We start from the raw sequence: 19,921 nt of genomic DNA, 5'->3' as shown, positions 1-19,921 counted from the left end.
AGACGGTCTACTTCATAAGAATATGCGGCTATTGAAATATTCCGTATTCGCCGGAGCGGGTATTGCATTAGGACTTTTTCTCTATATCTGCGGCCTCTTCTATTATCAGGCGTTCACACCCATTGCAGAACGCGGTTCACAAGCCGCCATCGTTGAAATCCCGCCAGGCGCCAGCCTCACCAGCGTCTCCCGTCTTTTATTTGAAAAGAACCTCATCCGCAGTCCCAGCGCGTTCCGACTTCTTGCCTACGCGCAACGCAAACAAAAGAATATTCAGATTGGCGAGTTCGAATTGAACGCTGGGATGAAACCCGGAGAGATTCTAGAGAAGATCACCTCAGGACAGGCCATTTTACACAGAGTCACCATCCCTGAAGGCTACCGCATCATCGAGATCAATAAAATCCTCAGCGACGAAGGACTCGCCGGAGGCGAAGCGTTTATTGAACAAGTCTCCAACCCGGAACACCTCGCTTCCCTCGGCATCACCAGCGGATCGCTGGAAGGATACCTGTTCCCGGACACTTACCACTTCACGCGCAACACCAGCGCCCAGGTCATCGTGGAAACGATGTTGAATAATTTTAAAAAGAAAATTTTCACCGAAGAATACCTGGAGCGCGCCAGTGAAATCGGCTACAGTCTGCATGAAATCATCACTCTCGCATCGGTCATAGAAAAAGAAACCGGAGCCAAAGAAGAGCGCAAACTCATTTCATCGGTATTCCACAATCGTCTGAATAAAAAAATGCGCCTGCAAACCGATCCCACCGTCATCTATGCGATCAAGGATTTTGACGGCAATTTAAGAAAAAAGGATCTGTACATCGATTCGCCCTACAACACCTACCGCTATCGCGGCCTGCCCCCCGGCCCCATTGCCAGCCCGGGTCAATTGGCCATCGAAGCGGCACTCTACCCCGCGCAAACCGATCACCTGTATTTTGTTTCCAAACAGGATGGAACGCATCAATTTTCCAATAATCTGAAGGAACACAACCGCGCCGTACATAAATATCAGTTGCGACCCATTAAAAGGACGCCATGACAGATACCTCCAAAAACATTTCGCGCCGCTTTTTCTCTCTTACAATTTTCGGCCTGTTCTGTAGCTCGCTCTTGGCCGGCAACGTCGAGCTTCTGTTCGCCCAGAAATTACCCAGTTCCCCCAATCTATGGGAAGGTCTCTATCAACCGCTCCCTAAAATAACGAAACCGCTTGAAGTCTCCGCTGACTATGAATCGCTTTCAGAAATACAGACTCGACAATTTCTTGCCGATTCATTCATGGCGAGCAAGCTACACCGCGTCAGCTCACGCGCCCAGCTCAATGAACGCTTCGTCCAGTTTCAGATTAAAAGCAAATTCGGCTCGCACACCCCGCTGGGGGTCCGCCACACGCAAAATCTGATTCGCGAAATTCACGCAATGCATGCATTGCTCAACATGAAAGAATCAAAATCCTTTGTCAGCGCCGCAGAAAAAGCCGCGCTCGCTCCTTTCAACTTCGTTAAAAATTTATTAGAAGATCCCGTCGACACCATCACCGGCATTCCCAAAGGCGTCGTTCGCTACATGGACCGCGTTGGAGAAATGGCGACAGGCAGTCGGAGTGAAGAAGAAGACGCCATTGCAAAAGAACTGATCGGCTTTTCTTCCGCCAAACGCAAACTGGCGTTTCAATTGGATATCGACGTCTATTCACCGAACAAGGCCTTGCAACAGGAGCTCAACCGCGTGGCCTGGGCCAGCTATAGCGGAGGATTCATTATTGGAGAAGGGCTGTCCTCCCTGACCGGCGGCGCATCGAATCGAAATAAAGAATCCACCCAGATCAACGAAATCATCAGAGATTATCCACCGGAAGATTTACGCAGTATCAATCGCAAGCGTCTTCTGCAGATGGACATGGATGAAGATATCATCAAGGAATTTCTCAGGCACCCGCACTACACCCCGAGGCAGGAAATCATTCTTGTCTCCGCCCTCTATTCCATGCCAGGAACCGCTGATCGTTCTGTATTTATCAGGGAATCCATGAAGGCGAATAATTTTTCACAGGCCTATTTGAATCAAAAACGCGCTCAATTATTGAGACAATATTCTCAAGATCACTCGCCAATCAATCGCATTGCCGTCCTCAACGGCCGCGTGGTCGCTCAGGCTGACAACTCCAGATGGGTGATTCCCATCGCCTGGGATCTGTTGACATGGGATAAGGAAACAGCGGAAATGGCGAAGGCTATAATTCAAGCCATTCAGGAAAGCTCCAACAAGGAAATCGATTTGATGCTTGGAGGCAAATTCACGCAAAGGGCGAAGGATGGTTTCGAAGCGCTGGGCATCAAAATTCTACCCGCATCTGAAATTTACAGACAGGCGGAATGATCCGTCATGGCCGAAGAAACTGAAAAAAAGAAAGATGAGTTTGAACTCAGCGAAGCCGAACTCGCCGAAATCAAAAAGCAGGAAGCCGCGCGCCTCGAAGAAATTCAAAAAGTAGAACGCTCCAAAGCCAATCTCTCGGGTAAAAACCTCAGCAACAAAGACCTTCGCGGCGCCGACTTGAGCGACGGAAAACTGAACCGCGCTGATTTATCCAATTCCATTTTGATCGACGCCAATTTGTCCAATGCAAGCCTGACCGACGCCAACCTAAGCGGCGCAGACCTCAGCGGAGCGAACCTGTCCAACGCCGGACTCATCGAAGCCGACCTCTCACAATGCAATCTCTCCAATTCCAATCTCAGCGACGCCGACTGTCGCGATGCGCAATTCGACAGAGCTGATCTGAGAAACGTCAACATGGATGGCGCCGATTTCAGCTGGGCCAACTTGAGCAACGCCGCGCTGAACGAATCGAATTTCATCGAAACCGATTTCACCGAAGCCAATTTCTACGGCGCCGATTTACGCAACGCTGTTTTTGAAAACACAATCGTCGACAAAGCCATGCTCACCGACGCGCAATTAGAAGGAACCGATTTCTCTTCCGTATTGAATCTGGAACCTGAGCAAATCGAATCGATCCTGATCGATAAAGCCACTCGACTGCCAGACTATATCAACATCTCATGGACTTCCAAATCGACATTCAAAGTCAGTAAGAGAAAAACTGAAGAAGAAACCAAACCTCCAGAACCCAGGAAAAAACCGGGTGCAAAAAAAGTCGTCAAAAAAGCCAAAAAGAAACGCTGACTAGCAATTATTAAAAAATTATTACTCGACGGAAAGATGGGCGTTCATCGCCGTAGCAACTGTTCTGCCGATGAGTTCGCCGAGCGGGGTGTGCATGCCGCAATAGTCGACCGGCTTTTCGCCGCTGGCGGCGATGACGATGCAATCGGTTCCGGTTCCCGTCGCAGGCTGGCCGGAGTGTTTGCACTTCACGCCGTGTTGCATCAGGGCATAGGTCTTGGCCATGGCGACCATGTGCAGGGCTTCGAGGCGTCCCGCCTCATTGGGAAGGGCATTGCATAACAAGAGGGTGTTGATGGTACCCGGAGAGCGTCGTTTGCGCTGATCTGGCTCATGCGCTTCGCCTACGGTTCGCGCGTTGTCCAGCCCAAGCGTGATCGCCGCGAGAACCCACAGTCCATCCAATTCGATCATCGACACTTTATATTTGCCAACATCCGCCGCTGTCAACAGCCCCACCATTTCATCAGGCAAGACGTCCAGAGATCGCGCGGATTCCCGGAACAGAGAATCTATTTTCTCGGGGTCAACGCTCTCTATCTGTTTATTGACAAGGGTGGAAGCCCGGCGAGAACCGCCGTTGAAAGGCGCCCAGCTGATAACGGGCCAGGCTTCGGGAAGCCGGACCACAAGGGCTTTGTCGATGAGGTCAATGCGGACATCGCTTTGCATGGAATGAAGCCTTGAAATTTCAACCGGCGTTTGATCGCTGAATCCAAAGCCGTCAGTTGGTCAGTATGCGCGAGAATTCTTTGTCATGCACGGCGAGGGCCAGCTCGTCCTGAGCGCGGGTGATCGCAACATATAAAAGATTTCGACTCTCTTCCTGATGCGAAGGATAATTGTCTTCGCTCGGATCGATGAGGGCGACGGCGTCGAATTCCAATCCCTTGACCTGATGCACGTTAGTGACCATGATTCCCGGCTCAAAGGAAAACATTTCCCTGCGCCCCAAGCGAACGCCGGGAATGTATTGCTCCAGCTCTTCCTTGAATTCCATCGCCTGGCGGGTGCGTCGGCAGATCAGCGCGATCAAATAATTGGGGTCCTTCTTGCGTAATTTATCCGCCCACTCGGCCATGCGAAAGAGCAGGTCTTCATAAGTTTCCGCCTGTATCCAGTGCGGCGGAGAACCGCGTCGTCCCTCGATATCCGTTTGCTTGCCTTCAATCTTACGCGCCAGATTGATGATCGGCGCCGTGCAACGATACGAAACCTCCAGACGAACCAATTCGTTTTTGGGAATGCCAAGACTTGCCAGCAAGCGGTCCCAGCCAGGGAATTTTCGTGAGAACACAATTTTCTGCGACACGTCGCCGACGATGGTCACATCCCTTTTGCTTTTCACTGCGCCGAACAACACGTCAAATTCAACCGGACCAAAGTCCTGCGCCTCGTCCACGACCAGATGATCGAGTTTCACATAGCCGCCATTCTTCGCAGGCAATCCGCCGTTTTTGATTTGGATGAGCTTCAGGATCAAAGTCAGATCAAAGAAATCGAGCAGGCGGCTCTGTTGATTTTTCTCCGTCCTGCGGCCGAGCAATTCCAGCGTCGGGGCGCGGTCGCTTCCGAGAAACTGTTGCAGGAAAGCGGTGTCCATGAACAGGTCGTAAATGTCCTGGGGATAATCTTCCAGGCGTTGCAATTTTGAATTCAAAGTCGCGACGATCGACTCTTTTTCATCCGGCGGTAATTTCTCCTTACCCACATCGAACAAAAAGTCCCTCAGTCGCGGCAGACAGGCCTTGGACGACGAGGCCTCCCAAATCGCCAGCAAATAGGCTGAAGAGGCGACCGCGTCGCGTACGGTCGCGTCCAGAGCGTCGCTCTGTCTTTGCACATAGGAACGCAGGAGAGCCAGCGAGCGTTCCGATGATTTGATCTCCTCCACATCCGCAGGCAGTTCCTGAAATTTGAAACGGTTTTGATCCACCCCTGCTTCGCGCGCAAACGCAAAAGCCCAGCTATTGAAAGTGGTCGCCGAAACATCGTGGATCCCCATCGAAGGCAGGGTTGCGCCGACATAGACCTGCAGGGATTTGTTCATCACGATGATGCGCGTGTTCTCTGCGCTGGCGAATGAATTATTCTCATGCAGGAGCCAGGCCAGACGATGCAGAGCGACCGTTGTTTTACCTGAACCCGCCGATCCCTGAATGACAACGGGTCGGTGCGGGTCGGTGGTGATCATTTCATACTGCTCGCTGGTGATGAGCGACAGAATGGAAGGCAAGCGCTTTTCTTTGGAACGACCGGCGCGTGAACGCATCGCCGCCGCCTGCATGTCCTCATCCAATCGAGTCCACTCGCCCTCTTTCTTCTGGAACACGCCCTCCGTCGTTTCAATCTGAATCAACTGCCCCTGATCCGCTTTGTAGGATCGGCGCAGTTTGATTTTCCCAATACGCTCGCGACCGTTGATCTCTTCGAAAAACTCCTCGCCTTGCTGGTAATTGAAATACAGGGCAGAGAGCGGACCGCTGCGCCAGTCCACGATTCCCGCATCGGGATTGCCGCGAGAACCGATCAGAAACGAAGCCCCGGAACCGTCTTCCTCTTCGGTCACGATGCGCCCGAAGTAAGGCTCCTTGAGCAATTCCAGCAGAATCTGATCGGAGTCGTTGCGAATTTCCGAGACACGATGCGCCACCGCTTCATCAGAAACCAGCGCCTGACGCGCCTCGTCATTCCACTCGTTTACCATTTGACGGGTCAATTCACGCGCTTCATTGTGCGCCGCGATTTTTGCCAACTGCGCTTTGGGAAGTTGCTCGAACAAGGATTGAAGCGTTTTCTGAAACAACGCTTCTTCCGCCTCAACCAGCTGTTTATCTGTTTCTGAAAGGGACATGAGTTATTCAATATTCAATTTAAAACCAGCGACATAAGATCAATCGACGAACTCGATAGACTCCATGCTAATTAGCCCGAAAAGCCGCCGCAGAGACGAATCGGCTGAAACCCATCACTCTAACTATCTTGCGTCTCAGGGTCAATAATAATGTTCCCCGGCGCGTTATTTACGTTTAACGCCATGCAATGGGGCAAGTAATGCTTTGAGATGAGGGGATTTTTCGCTATGATAGAAGTCACGCCAGAAAACATTATCCTAACCAATCATTAGTGAGAAATTCATGAAAACATATGAGGACCTTGCGGGAGACGGCGGCTCGAATATTGTTGAGCAGGTGCAAAGCCTGGGAGTCAAACTGCGCTCCCGCCTGGATAAAATCAAATACAAAATCTGCCTGATGAGCGGCAAAGGCGGGGTTGGCAAAAGCTCCGTTACCGCCAACATTGCGGCCTGTCTGGCGGATAAAGGTTTCAGCGTTGGTATTCTCGACGCCGACCTGAACGGTCCCAGCATCGCGCATCTCCTGGGAGTGGCCCCAGACGCCAAGCTGGAAGTCGATGAAACCGGCGTGGAGCCAGGACACGGCGTTCACGGAATCAAGATCATGTCAATGGACATGCTCTTGTCCAATCCCGACCAACCGGTGATGTGGACGGAAACCCCGGAAGCCACCGCAGTCTGGGTGAGCACCATGGAGTCCACCGCCTTGCGCGAGCTTGTGGCGGACACCAAATGGGGCGAACTGGACTTTCTGCTGGTGGACATGCCTCCGGGTAGCGACCGCATTGACAATATCCGCAGTCTGATTCCGGAATTGTCCGGCGTGGTGGAGATCACCATCCCCTCTCCCCTGTCGCAACACATCGTTTCAAAATCCATCACCAAAAATAACAAAATGGGGGTTCCAGTCATCGGCCTGATCGAAAACATGGCCACCTATGTCTGCCCCCATTGCGACAAAGAAGGAACTTTATTTGAAGGCGAAGACGTCAACGAGCTTTCAACGCGCAAGGGAATCCCCTTCATCGGCAAAATTCCTTTCGACACCCGAATCTCCAGAAAAACCGATTCTGGCGGTCTGTTTTACGTAGAAAACAAAGACTCAGTAACGGGCAAAGCCATCGAAGGAGTTGCCGACGCCATCTTAACTTTTATCAAACAAAAATCCTGACAGGAGGAGTAATGAAATTCCTTTGCATCCCTTGCGATGAACAAATGCAAACCCAGGTTGACGGCATCATGCCGGAAGAAAATAAAAACCTGGCCATGAAATTCAAGTGTAATAAGTGCGGGCACTCCATCGCCATGCTGACCAATAAATTTGAAACCGAATTTGTCAGCAAACTCGGCGTCGAAATGGGCGGCTCGTCGGCGGAAGGCACGGCCCCTATGGGCGTGCTCTCTTCGAGTCTTGCGGAAGGAAAAGAAGAACTGAAAAAAGGCGCTCCGTCGGCAGACGATTTGATCTGGACGGAAGAGGCGCAACAACGCATCAAGCGCGTTCCATTTTTCGTGCGCAACATGGCGAAAAAAACCGTCATCAATTTTGCCCTGGAACGCGGCGTCACCACCATCGACGCCAAATTGATGGACGAGGTTCGCGAAAAAGTCGGTATGTGACAGAGCGCTCGCTTGCGAGCCGTTCTACTTGTCAGGAGCTTTTCTTTTTATTGCGCGGGAAACCGTTCCAGGGCCTGGCCTTGGCGGTTTTCCGCAAATAAAGAGGATGTTTGGGTTGCCCCTGCAGGGTCAGGTCAAAGGCGTGTGGTTGAATCCCGCGCTTGAGGAGTTTGGTCACCACTTTTTCACCCCGATCCAGAAATGCGCCGTGATTCCCCCAGGCGCAAATCACTTTCCCCGCGCCTTGCGCTCGCTTTAGAATCATCGCATCATTTCCAGTTCCCACAGGGCGACTGTTCTCTCTTAAAATCTTTGGGTAGGTTGTTCTCAACGCAAAAATATTACAAACATGCAAGCCGCCAAAGCCCCAGGCAAGGGCGAATCGCTGGCAGCGCTCCACCGTCGGGTCGTTCTTGTACACGTCCGCTGTTGACGGATTCAACATGATGAAGGCGACAAAATCCTTATTCTGATCCCATATCCGCCAAAGGTCGTATCGGTAGGCGCCGCACCGGGAAAACGAGGCGCCCCTGTCCCACTCTTTATCGTCTGTCATCTGCCAGTAGTTTCAAAAATTCTGGAAGGATGAGATTTGTCCACTCCGTATATTGACGCGCCGAGGGGTGCAGTCCGTCGTCCGCGAACATGTCCTCGCCAGAACAAAGTTGTCTGGATAAATCAAAGATATCGACCACTGCCAGATGTCTCAAGCTCGCCTCCTCCATCAAAATTCGATTCATTCTCTGAATGCCGTTCACCGCGCTCTTGCCGTAACCCCAGTTTGAACGCGCCGGTGAACATGAGAACAAGGGCGCAGTCACCAACAGAATATTGTTTTTATCGACGAGCGCATCCTGCATCGCGTCAAGCAGTCGCCGCAAGCGTTTGCGATAGGTTTTGCTGGATGCGCTGTGCATCCAATCGTTGACGCCCACCTGCAACAGAAGGTAGTCCGGGCGCAGAGCATTCAAGCCGGGAATTTGATCTTGCAAGACTTCGTTCGCCATCGCGCCAGAGACCGCAAGATTGCCTGAAAACTCCACCCCTTCAACCCTTGCAATCAATTGCTCCGGCCAGCCCTCTTCCGGCAGAAGTCCTTCTCCGCTCACATAGGAGTCGCCCAGAGCCGCCACATTTACAGGCGTCGCTCCGACTGGCGATGCTGTTAAAATGAAGAACAGGAGATAAATGATCCGCACGACATCCTCCACAACGAAAAAAAGGGCCTGCGCCCGAGGCGCAAGCCCTTTCCATCAAAAATCAATCCCGAGGACTAGATGCCCAGGCTGTTGATCGCGTCTTCAAGAGACATCGCAACACAGGTGAAAATCGGCGTGTCTTCCACAACGTAGCGACTTCCCTCTGTCTCGCGCAACTCCATGACCAGATCCACAAAATCCTGAGGATAATCCGTTTCGAATGCCACGACGAATTCCTGATCGTCAATGCCGAACGAATAGGTCGTGTTCAATTTAACGGATGGGAATTTATTACCTACGAAAATATGCTCGTCCATGATTCCCTGACGCGTGAACTGAGTCAGCAAGTACCATTCTCGCGATTTAACGAAAGGATAAATGAACAGGTATTTCGCTTTTCCAGGAATGATATGGGTGCGATCTTCCTCATGCTCCGGGTTGAACATATCCTGATACATCGAACGCTTGGTCATCGACAAATACGAAAGCGTTACGTTCAAATACGAACCCAGTTTCGTGAGCAACATACGCGTCGTCATGCGCTGGAACTCTTCCAGCTCATAAGAAATCCGCCACAACATGATGTCGCAGTCACTACGAATCCCCACCATGGAATAACTGAGGAGGATCATCTTGGAATTGGCGTCCCATTCCTCTAAAAAGTCGGTGAACTCACGCTTGGCTTCTTCCCGTTCCTCTTTGGGAAGTCGGCGAAACGCAGGGTCCAATTTATAAAAAGCGAAGTTAACATACTGACGCTTAACTTCCTTATTCTCTCCGTTATCAGTCGACGTCTGGGTTTTCTCTGCGCGCGCTTTAGCGATCGCCGCGCCTTCACGCTCTTGTCTGGCTCGTGAAACAACCGCATCGTCTACTTCTTCAATGCCCATATCCTTCGCAAATTGTTCAATCCCTCTGACAACGCTCTTGCGTACGAAGAACGGTACATTCTTCATTCGCTCGACCGCGCCGTCGGTCCAGTTCAATTCCAGGGCGGGCATGAAATCTTCAAGTTCTTTGTCGTTCACACTCATATCGGAATTCTCTTTATTTAATGGTTTTGAATAAGCGGATTATACCTTAACCATTCATAAAAGCAAAGATTTTATATCCTGGCCTTGCTCTAATCCAAACGCAACTACAAAACAAAAAATAACCTTTTCTCGCCTGCTACCTACCGCCCAAGCCTGAATGTTTGAAAATTTCAGACATGGCGCCAAGAAAATTCTCATTTTCCTTGGTATGCATTTCAGCCGTATGCTTGTTTTCATCAAAGATATTGATTTGAATTTCAGGGGGCGGTTCCAGCAATCGCTGGAGCGCCGTCGCAGAATCCACCGGCGCATTGCAGGTCTGGTTTTGACAAACGTAGACCTGCGGTTCTCCCTGTGCGGATGATTTCCCCAGTGTCAACGGCAAGGTTTCCGCCGCCGCGTCGCCGACAGCCTGCATCACAATCTTGCAGGGACGAAAATCATGAAACACTTCCGCATACATTTTTTTAAATTCTGAGTGATCGGCAGAACCGGTAAAGACAATTTCTGCCACCGGCCCCTCGACAAGATCGAGCGCGCCCAGCAGACTGGCGAATGCGGCGGGAGTCTCTTCGATCATGTCGCCGCAGGCGGTGACAGACTCACGCGCCAAACGCAGGTATTCTTTCTTTTGCGTGATCGCCGCCAATCGCGCCAATGCAGATACGGCTTGAGAATAGGCGGACGGAGCCGCATCGTCTGCGGCGTTTTTTAGACGCAGAGGAATGGAATCATCCGAAATCGAAGAAATGAAAAAGCCGCCGTCCGAGACGTCGTGGAATTCACGGATCAAGGCATCGGCAATTTGACAGGCGCGTTCAATCCAAACCGGATCGAAGCAGGCCTCGTACAAGGCGATGAAACCTTCCACAAGACAGGCATAATCCTCAAGCGTCCCCTGCACGCTGGACCGGCCTTGAGAATACACGCGGAAAAGCCGATCTCCATCCCATTGCCGACTCCAGATAAACTCCGCGCATTTGAGAGAAGCGTCGAGCAAGCTCTTGTCCTGCAACACCGCGTAACCAAGCGACAGAGACTGAATCATCAAACCATTCCAGGCGGTGATGATTTTATCGTCCCTCTCAGGCGCTTTTCTTCGACGACGCGCTTCCATCAAGGTCTTCTTTCCTGAGTTCAAAATATGTTGCACTTCAAAAATGGGGATGCCGTCTCGCTCTGCGATCGCCTCCATTGACGCTCGGGCCACCGGCACATTGCGGCGATTGAAATTGCCGCCAGCGCTCATTCCATAAGCCTGGGCAAACACCTTGGCGTTTCTCGGCCCCAGCAAGGCCAGGACTTCTTTCATCTCCCAAGTGTGATAAGCGCCTTCCAGCCCGTCGGTATGCGCCGCCTGACTGGAGTAAAATACGCCGTCTTCAGACATCATTTCGAGTCGTAAATAATCCAGCGTTTCCAGCGCAATCCGTGAATACATCTCCTGCCGCGTCGCCTGAAAACATTCAAGGAACAGGCGCGTCAAGAGCGCGTTGTCGCTGAGCATTTTTTCAAAATGAGGAACCTCCCAGTTTCGTTCCGTCGCGTAGCGATGGAAGCCGCCGCCCAACTGGTCGTACAATCCCCCTTTGCTCATGGCGGTCAGACTTTTATCCAGCATTTCCAGCGTTTCCTTCGAACCTGTTTTCAGCCAGCATCTCAATAAAAATTGATAGACCGAGCTTTCGGGAAACTTCATGCCAAAACCAAAGCCGCCATATTCCGAATCGTAGTTTTCTTCGAGAACGGCAAGCGCATCTTTCCACGCTCCCTTCAATACGGATTCGCGCGAACCGGAGCCGCCTTTTTTGATGCGCGACTGCGCCGTCTGCTTCATGATGGATTCAGCGTATTCAGCGGTGGCTTCGGAGCGATTTTGGAAGCTGTCCGATGCGGCTTTCAACACATCGAGAAAACCGGGGCGATTGTCTCCGCCTTTGAGCGGGAAATACGATCCGCCCAGAAAGGGTTTGAGATCGGGAGTCAGGAAAACGTTGAGAGGCCAGCCGCCCTGCCCGTTCATGGCAATCAACGCCTTCATGTAAAAGGCGTCGACATCAGGACGTTCTTCCCGGTCGACTTTGATGGAGATGAAATGTTCGTTCAGGTATTGGGTGATGCGGGGGTCTTCAAACGATTCCGACGCCATCACATGGCACCAGTGGCAGGCGGTGTAGCCTATGCTCAAAAGAATCGGTTTTTGCTCGCTGACAGCCTTTTTCAGCGCCTCTTCAGCCCAGGGAAACCAATTGACCGCCTGATGCGCATGACGCAACAAGTAAGGACTCGTGGACTCGCTCAGGGCATTGGCCATAATCAGTGTATTTCAGTAAAGACGGGATTCCTCGACGCAACCGTTTCGGAGATAACGATGGGGGTGTGGAAATAGAGAGCGCAGGCTCTTATTCTTTCAGCAGACCTTCTCGATATTGATGGTAAAAATCCCGAACGCTTTCATATTCGTCAATCGCGCTTTCGTTGATCGACTTCTTATCTTCGATGATGAACGACACGTCGTTCACCTTTTCTTCCATGGTAATTCCCGCTCCGACCAAAAAGGACGGTGAGAAAAAAGTTGTGGGGTTTAAAAATGAGTCGACCACGCGACCCGCCATTCCACGCGCCGTTGAGGGGCCAAAGAATGGAAGGACAATATATGGCCCTGTATTCACTCCGTGATAACCCAGTGCCTGATCAAAATCTTCATTCACATTGTCGACTGCGTAACCATCGCCGGCAACATCAAAAATCCCGCCCAATCCAACCGTCGTGTTAATCACCATACGGCTCAATACCCGGGCCGATTTATCCAGATCGCCTTGAACCACGCTACTGACAAACTTAACTGGTGACATCGCATTATCAAACACATTCTTCAAGGCGATGCGGATGTCCTCATGCAAAACAGCGCGATAGCCGCGCGCTACCGGTTCCATGAAATAGTCGTAAATATTCTCATTTACGTTGAACATGAAACGATTGTAGCCTTCGAGCGGATCCTTCAATTCAGGAATTTCATCCGCCTGGGTCGCGAAGGGATCTTCGATATCGCTGAAAGAGGAGCTTTCTGAAACGGCGCCATCCAGAGCGGACGGCTTTTCGCCTTGAATTGAATCTTCATTCGCCTTCTCTATATCCATCTGAGACGGCATCTTTTTTTCGAGATTGATAGTGACTTCCGAAGTCTGTGCAAAAACAAGATCCGAAGCTGATTGCGAAGATACTGTCGGCGACTGGAACGAATGACTCGCGCTCGCGAAAGTGTCTCCCGGCGCGTTGACCAGTAAAACCGCGCACAAGGCCCCACAGATAATGGATAAAATTCGAAAATGATTCACTTGCGCAACCTCCAACAGGATAGGTTAGAGTCAAAAGGGCTAATGCAAAATGTAACTAACCAATTATAAAGTTACCTGAAAAAAAATGCTAATTCAAACAATTTCATACAATTGCCCAAGCCTAACGGCCGTTTCGAAAGGCGGACATGGGGCCCGCGCGCCATTCGGATTGAGTTCAGCCGACCCGGGGCTGAGCTTCGGACAATCGTCGCAAGGAACCTTCCGGTATGGCGATATTCATCTTTTCGGCAATTTTCACGATTTCCCAAGCGGAATCGTAATTATTCAAATGAAAATACATGTCCACAAGCAAGCCATAGCTCGCCTGCTCGAATTTATTGACCAGACGCGCCTGCTCCAGCTTCTGCACCGCTTCACGATGTTTGCCCAGATGTCCCAGGGCGGCGCCCCAATAGGCGTAGGCGCTGGCGTTTTCAGGATCTAGAGCGACAGCCGCCTCATACTTTTCAATCGCCTCCTGGTAGCGTTTTTCCATCGCAAGCGCGAGACCCCAATATAAAAAGGTTTTCGTGCTGGCCGTGTCCAGTTGAACAGCCCGTTCGAATTTTTCAAACGCCTCGGTGCGACGTTCCGCTTTAACGAGCGAAATCCCCCACCAGGTGAAAATTTTCGAGACATCCTGGTTAACCTCCGCCACTTCAGCGGCGTACTCTGCCGCTTCAACGTATTTACCCAGAGCATTGAGTTCCTGAATTTCCTTGATTGGGTCGACTGGCGGGGGAGCGGGCGGTTCCTGCGCCGCCTTCATTTTAGCGTCAAATTCTTTCTTGATTTTTGCTTCCTTCATCGGCCCCTTACCCGCTTTCCCCGATTTATTAATTGCAGAGACAAGAACAAAACCCAACAGAACGATGAGGGTGCAAAAGGTCCAGATAACTTTATATTTGGTAGGCATGGTAGTATTAAAAATCCTTGGAACATGAACCGCAGTGATCTGCGCTACGGTGGAGTATGCGTGGAAAAATGTGCATTCTGAATAAAAAAAGCTTAAAAAAAACCACAGTATACGTGAAAGCCCTATTAATTTAAAGGGAGTTTAGAAGTTTTCTTGCCTTATCGAGCATACCCTGCTTTTCTGCATCGCTAGCCGCCAGTTCGACAAAACGTCTCAGATGATCCCGGGCCTCGCCCTTATTACTTTTACTGAATTCAACGCCCAGATAATAATGCGGTAATGGGGATTTTGGGTTCAATCGCGACGCTAGCTGAAATTCCCTGATCGCATGATCGTGTTGTTTGTCGAAAGCCAGCGCCAATCCATAATTCAAATGCAATTCGCTGTCTGCCGGGTACTTGGCTATCAGCGGTCGCAACAAAGTCACAGCCTCTTCGGGACTGCCTGAAGCCAGATGCGCCTTCGCCAGTTCGATGGCTCCAAAAAGATAATGCGGGTTGATTTCCAGAGTACGCTCGAACGCGGCAATCGCGGCGCGGGGTTCATTCATCCCGGAAAAAATGGAACCCATATTGTAAAGGGCCAGCACATGGTCCGGGTCGATGGTCAGTATGTCTTTATAACGTTGCAATGCCAGCGCGTAATTGTTTTCAGAAACCGCCTCCTTGCCCTGCTCCAGCCTCAATTCGATCTGTCCATTGCGTTTGATTTCCGCCATCTGGCTTTCAGAGCGTTTCAAACCTGAAATATGCTGGAGAATGCGGTCCTGCTCTTCTGGAAGAGTGTGCGTGAAGCGAACCAGCTTCGGGTCGATAGAAAAAAACGGCGTCAAATCGCTAACAATCCGGCTCCTCTCATCCTTGTAAATATACTGCGGCGCGCTGAACTCCAGCAGGGAATTGTCGTCGGTATGAATCATGGCGCCTTCACTGAATTTCAGCAAACCCTCCCGCCCCATAGTCATCAAACTCATGAGATCGCTGACATCGAAAATTCCGACGCCGTTGAGATCCTTTCGCGTCGACTCGCCATGAATCAGGCCCTCGACCGTTTCGTAATTCATCGCATAAGGAGTGTTCGACCCGATCAATAAATAATCATCCCCGACAATGGATTCCCACATCGTAGCGACAGGAAAAATTTCAGAGAATGATTTGACGATCGAACGGAAACCGTCTGGAGACATGTTCGTATGTACCCAGATGCACAGGATGCCCTTTTCCGCCAAACGGCTCTGGGCCAATTCAAAAAAATCCTTCGTGAACAAAGCGCCAACGCCGGATATCCAGGGATTGGACGGTTCAGAAATGATGACGTCGTATTTCTTGTCCGTCAGCGCAATATGATTGCGCCCATCTTCCACAATCAAATTAACGCGCGGATCGTCCAGCGCCTGATGGTTGAAGGGATCAAAAAAGCGCGAGCCTTCGATCACCGCCGAAGATATTTCCACCAGATCGATTTCTTTGACCGGAAACTGTTCGACTGCGCCCAAGGTGATGCCGCTCCCCTGCCCGACCACCAAGGCGCTTTGCGGGTTTTCGTGAAGGACCATCGGCAGATAACCGGACAAGAGTTGAGTCCGCATGTCCAGCGCCAGGGAAGCGTCTGTTTTTCCATTCACACGCAGAAAAACATTCCCGGATACCGACAATTCCACCGTCACCGTGGTGTGCATCCCTTCTTTATAAAAAAGAATTTTATTTTTTTTCTGTTCGGCCTCGCTCAAATCCTCAATACGGTAAGGCATAAATGAACCGCTGGAGATCACCGCCTTGTCCCAGGCGGGAACGTTCTTACCGACAGCCAGACAAGCCAGAAGGAGTATGGGAGCAATATAGATTTTGGCGAAAGACGACACGCTCGGACTTTTCCACAGCAGAATAACCGCCAGAGTCAGGTTGAGCATGATCGCCGTTAAAATGGAATTCTGAATGCCGACGATCGGAATCAGCACAAAGCCCGCCACAAAAGAACCTGCGATAGAGCCGATCGTATTGGAGGCATAGACCCGACCGACGTTTTCGCCAAGATTAGACAGACGCTCGATCAGGATTTTAACGACCACAGGAAACTGACCGCCCATGAAAAAGGTCGGGATGAACAGCAGGCTGAAGATGACCAGAAACATGAAACCCTGAATCAAAATGAAATCGTAATTCAGGTTCTGATAGACCCAGCGATTGAGAAACGGAATGTCGCCAAAAAAAGGCAGGGCGAGTAAGGCCGAAAGCCCGATCACCGCCTGCATGACGGCAAAAACTTTTGGCAAATCCTGAAAGCGGTTCACCCATCTGGAAAAAACAACCGCTCCCAGAGCAAGGCCAAGAATGAAGGTGGTCAGGATCAAACTGAAGGCGTAGATGGACGAACCGAGCAAGAGCGAGAAAATACGATTCCAGGCTAGCTGATAAATCATGGCGCAGGCGCCGGAAACGAAAAAAACCATCAACACCTGCCATTGCTCCGACGTCCAGGAAGTCGGCGGCGTTTTCACATCGGAATCCGACCCGCCCACCCCGCTTTCATTTACAGAAGCCTGTCTCAAAAATAAAAACCAGACGACCCAGGCGATGAAGAGATTAAAGAAGGCGGCGATGCCAATGGAGGCCTGAACCCCGAAAAGACGAATCAAAACGATGCCGGAAACAAAGGCGCCAATCACAGCGCCAAAAGTATTGGCCGAATACAAACTGCCGACATCCCGACCTATGAACGCAGGATCATTGGAGACAAATTTGCCCAACACCGGAAGCGTAGCCCCCATGAGAGAGGTTGGGATCAGAAGGATGACGCCGCAAACCAGAAAACGTAGCAGGCTCGCAACGGCATGATTGTCGCCATAACTCAAATATATGAATTGAAAAATTGGGAAGGCAGAGTCAATGAGAACCGGAACCAGCAGACAAAAGAGGCCAATGGCGACCTCCAGAACAGCGTAAATCTTCAAGGGTGAATGCGAGCGATCCACCAGTTTTCCGCCCCAGAAACTACCGACAGCCAGACCTCCCATGAACAAGGTCAACACCGTGGCGACGGAATACTGGGTATTCCCCATAACAAGGGTAAACAAACGGGTCCATACAACTTCGTAAACCAGACCCGTTGCGCCGGAAATGAAAAAGAAAAAATAAACCCAAACTCTGGAAGGAGAATTCAAAGCAACTCTTTTAGTTGTTTATTCCGGGTCCGCAGTTAGAGAGTTCTAAAAGGTAATGGCCGCAAACGTCCTCCGAAAATCAGAGAATAAGAGTCGCCGGAACAGAAATTAGAGAAAGGTTCAAAACCCGCTTCTATCGCTTCCCTCGCATCCCCAAAAATCCAGGCAAGGATTGAAGGGAAACGCAATCTGTAAAATTGCGCAAATACGTTTCAGCTCCCTCAACGCGAGCATCCCTGAAAAGTCAGGGATGCCGCGCAAGCAGGAATAATCATTGAAAAAACCTGGAAGCCTTGCTGAAAAAACTGCAATTATTTTTCAACGTCTTTTTTCGCAAGAGCGCAACGGAAACCAAGAATACTGTCTTTTCGACCCGGCGTTGCGGCGAAGCGTTTTGCCGAACGCACGTCGACTTTTCGAGCGTCCCAGGAACCTCCCCTGAAAACCCGATTGCTCTTGTTCTCAGGTCCCTCAGGATTCATCATCGGCGCATTCGCATAATAAAACTGGTCGTACCAGTCGAGAACCCACTCCGAAGCATTGCCGGCCATATCGTAAACGCCGTAATTACTCCGCCCCATTGGAAAACTGCCAACCGCCGCCAGATACTGAAAACCGTCCTCAGTGCCATTGATATTGGCGCGCTTGGACAAATACTTGTTGCCCCAGGGGTAGGTCAGACCGTGCGTGCCGCGAGCCGCTTTTTCCCACTCCGCCTCGCTCGGCAATCGCTTGCCCGCCCATTCGCAATAATTGCTGGCGTCCACCCAAGAAACGCCGACAACCGGAAAGTCCGGCGTGGCAAAGATAGCGCTATCCCCCTGAAAAAAAGGAAATGAGGGTTCCACATAATTCGATGCGCGCCGAAACCGGTCGTAAGCTTCAACCGTCACCTCGTATTTATCTATATAAAAAGCGTCGAGATAAATTTCCTGCTGGGGTTTTTCGTCATAGCCGCCATTGTCCGCCCCGCGCGTGAACACGCCCTCTGGAATGAGGACCATCTCCCGCTCGTCAGAGCCGACATACGATTCATAGATGCTGAAATCCCGATTGTCGCCGACCACCAATTGCTTGGCTTCGCCTGCTTTTTTCCTGATTTCTTTATCGTAAGTAATGGATTTTTGAACTTCCCACACAATCACCAGCAAAAATAAAATAGAAATGGCAAAACTGCCAATGATGCCAAACATCAAACGCTTGTCTTTCATGAATTCCAATAGCCTCTATAGTGCAAATAAAGTTTCGATTATATTTGAAAAAATAAAACGAAAGCAAGGTTTTAAACCCACTCCAGACATTTACGCGCCAGACCGCCTGGAATCGTCAGGATTGGGCAACGCGATAAATGTATTTCACACTGCGTGCGCCGGGATAATCCGCCTGGAGCTTGTCGAGTAACAAAATCAATGCCGAATCCTGCTCCAACTCCATACTATCCCGTTCTCCAGCAACGATAATACCCACGCTGTTTTCATTATATTCGGGATGATAATCTCCCAGGCGGTTCTGATTTCGGCCCATTAATATTTTACCATCCGATTCGATCACATAATGATAACCAATCTCGTCGGCCGCGCCTGTCAACTGAGCCTTTAAATGCTGATAGCCTTGATCGGGATCGCCGCTAAAACAAACGACGACATTCAAAGTCTCTCGTCGAAACGCATCCAAATCCGCTTTATTTTTATATGACTCCAAAATTCCGCCTTTTTAATGATTTCCAATAAGTCCTCTATTAGATTAAAATACGCCCTGTCCGATTCAGGAATAGCACAGCCCGCAACCTTTCACGCAGACCGAAAAGAAGTTTATGCCCCAAACTGACTTGATCCACGCCAAAGACGCCGCTCTGGACTATTTAAAACAATCCAGCAAAGAAACGCTCAAATGGTTCCGCAAAGAATTCAAAGTCGCTCACAAAGCGGACAACAGCCCCGTTACCATCGCCGACCGAAACGCGGAAACCCTTCTTAGAAAAAGAATAAAGAGGGATTTCCCCGATCATGGAATCATTGGCGAAGAATTCGGCAACGAAAACGAAACGGCGGAATGGGTCTGGACCATCGACCCTATTGATGGAACTCGATCTTTTATCCAGGGATTACCGCTGTTCGCTTCATTGATTGCCTTATTACACAAAGGCCAACCGGTGATGGGAGTCATTTCCCTTCCCGCCCTGGGAGAAACCGCCTGGGCGGCGCGCGGTCACGGAGCCTGGGAAGGCGCGCAACGTCTGCAAAGCTCTCGCAGAAAAAAACTGGACGGAGCCGTAGTCGCCGTCGCGGATATCTATTGCTTTGAAGCGAAAAAACGCAAGAGTCTGTTCAATCAACTCAGTCGTCAATCCGCCCTGCTCAGAACCTACCCGGACGCCTTTGGTCATTTAATGGCCATTCGCGGCGCGGTGGATGTAATGGTCGACCCCTGGGCTTATATCTGGGACTTTGCGCCCTGTAAAATTGTCGCCGAGGAAGCCGGGGGAAGCTTCGCAAATTTCACGGGCAATCGAAAAGATATTTCCGAAGGAACGGCGCTGGTCGGTAGCCCCGGTCTGGTCAGAGAAATCAGAAAACTTATAAAGCCTTCTGATTAAGTT

Annotated in this window: 17 protein-coding genes; 6 read left to right on the top strand and 11 right to left on the bottom strand. The window is 50.6% G+C overall.

The window, feature by feature from the left end; translation table 11 throughout:
- Positions 1–31: 31 nt before the first annotated feature.
- From mltG to G3M78_10260, 3 genes are read left to right on the top strand one after another with little or no spacing between them, the layout of a single operon-like run.
- Positions 32–1,048 carry an endolytic transglycosylase MltG gene (gene mltG, locus G3M78_10270; protein ID QPJ65754.1) on the top strand — a complete coding sequence of 339 codons (1,017 nt, stop codon included), beginning with the start codon at positions 32–34 and terminating at the stop codon, positions 1,046–1,048.
- Entirely contained in the window at positions 1,045–2,388 is a 1,344-nt protein-coding gene (locus tag G3M78_10265; protein ID QPJ65753.1) for a hypothetical protein, read from the top strand. The genes mltG and G3M78_10265 overlap by 4 nt, the downstream gene beginning before the upstream one ends.
- A gap of 6 nt (positions 2,389–2,394) precedes the next feature.
- On the top strand, positions 2,395–3,198 hold the full coding sequence (locus tag G3M78_10260) for a pentapeptide repeat-containing protein (GenBank protein ID QPJ65752.1): 804 nt from the start codon (positions 2,395–2,397) through the stop codon (positions 3,196–3,198).
- Positions 3,199–3,219: 21 nt separating this feature from the next.
- On the opposite strand, the gene G3M78_10255 is transcribed toward G3M78_10260, so the two are convergent.
- Positions 3,220–3,870: an adenosylcobinamide amidohydrolase gene (locus tag G3M78_10255; protein QPJ65751.1), complete on the bottom strand. Its 651-nt coding sequence runs from the start codon at positions 3,868–3,870 to the stop codon at positions 3,220–3,222.
- 52 nt (positions 3,871–3,922) lie between these two features.
- Positions 3,923–6,052, bottom strand: a complete 2,130-nt coding sequence (locus G3M78_10250; GenBank protein QPJ65750.1) for an ATP-binding domain-containing protein — start codon at positions 6,050–6,052, stop codon at positions 3,923–3,925.
- Between the two features lie 283 nt (positions 6,053–6,335).
- Here G3M78_10250 and G3M78_10245 point away from each other — a divergent pair, with 283 nt between their 5' ends.
- Positions 6,336–7,226, top strand: a complete 891-nt coding sequence (locus G3M78_10245) for an Mrp/NBP35 family ATP-binding protein (GenBank protein QPJ65749.1) — start codon at positions 6,336–6,338, stop codon at positions 7,224–7,226.
- Positions 7,227–7,237: 11 nt separating this feature from the next.
- Positions 7,238–7,675 carry a hypothetical protein gene (locus G3M78_10240; GenBank protein ID QPJ65748.1) on the top strand — a complete coding sequence of 146 codons (438 nt, stop codon included), beginning with the start codon at positions 7,238–7,240 and terminating at the stop codon, positions 7,673–7,675.
- Positions 7,676–7,706: 31 nt separating this feature from the next.
- Here the strand turns inward: G3M78_10240 and G3M78_10235 are convergent, their stop codons facing one another.
- From G3M78_10235 to G3M78_10195, 9 genes are all read right to left on the bottom strand, one after another.
- Positions 7,707–8,231 (bottom strand): DUF1643 domain-containing protein, encoded by a 525-nt coding sequence (locus G3M78_10235; protein QPJ65747.1) that lies wholly within the window; start codon positions 8,229–8,231, stop codon positions 7,707–7,709.
- Entirely contained in the window at positions 8,218–8,874 is a 657-nt protein-coding gene (locus G3M78_10230) for a hypothetical protein (GenBank protein QPJ65746.1), read from the bottom strand. The genes G3M78_10235 and G3M78_10230 overlap by 14 nt, the downstream gene beginning before the upstream one ends.
- A gap of 74 nt (positions 8,875–8,948) precedes the next feature.
- Positions 8,949–9,908, bottom strand: coding sequence for a chlorite dismutase (locus G3M78_10225; protein QPJ65745.1), 960 nt, complete (start codon positions 9,906–9,908; stop codon positions 8,949–8,951).
- Between the two features lie 136 nt (positions 9,909–10,044).
- The gene (locus tag G3M78_10220; protein ID QPJ65744.1) at positions 10,045–12,222 is read right to left on the bottom strand and encodes a thioredoxin domain-containing protein; all 2,178 of its coding nucleotides are present in this window, start codon (positions 12,220–12,222) and stop codon (positions 10,045–10,047) included.
- An 88-nt stretch (positions 12,223–12,310) separates the two neighbouring features.
- The gene (locus G3M78_10215) at positions 12,311–13,246 is read right to left on the bottom strand and encodes a VacJ family lipoprotein (GenBank protein ID QPJ65743.1); all 936 of its coding nucleotides are present in this window, start codon (positions 13,244–13,246) and stop codon (positions 12,311–12,313) included.
- A gap of 175 nt (positions 13,247–13,421) precedes the next feature.
- Entirely contained in the window at positions 13,422–14,162 is a 741-nt protein-coding gene (locus tag G3M78_10210) for a tetratricopeptide repeat protein (protein ID QPJ65742.1), read from the bottom strand.
- Positions 14,163–14,292: 130 nt separating this feature from the next.
- Entirely contained in the window at positions 14,293–17,220 is a 2,928-nt protein-coding gene (locus tag G3M78_10205; protein ID QPJ66830.1) for a tetratricopeptide repeat protein, read from the bottom strand.
- 413 nt (positions 17,221–17,633) lie between these two features.
- Complete coding sequence (locus G3M78_10200) at positions 17,634–18,515, bottom strand: formylglycine-generating enzyme family protein (GenBank protein QPJ66829.1); 882 nt, start codon at positions 18,513–18,515, stop codon at positions 17,634–17,636.
- Positions 18,516–18,648: 133 nt separating this feature from the next.
- Positions 18,649–19,023, bottom strand: coding sequence for a hypothetical protein (locus tag G3M78_10195; protein ID QPJ65741.1), 375 nt, complete (start codon positions 19,021–19,023; stop codon positions 18,649–18,651).
- Between the two features lie 112 nt (positions 19,024–19,135).
- On the opposite strand from G3M78_10195, the gene G3M78_10190 reads away from it, so the two are divergent.
- Positions 19,136–19,918, top strand: a complete 783-nt coding sequence (locus G3M78_10190; protein QPJ65740.1) for a hypothetical protein — start codon at positions 19,136–19,138, stop codon at positions 19,916–19,918.
- Positions 19,919–19,921: the final 3 nt, after the last annotated feature.

The organism is Candidatus Nitrohelix vancouverensis (assembly GCA_015698305.1).
Lineage (GTDB): Bacteria > Nitrospinota > Nitrospinia > Nitrospinales > VA-1 > Nitrohelix > Nitrohelix vancouverensis.
The sequence above is the reverse complement of the archived record's forward strand: the minus strand, read 5'-3'. Positions and strand labels throughout refer to the sequence as shown.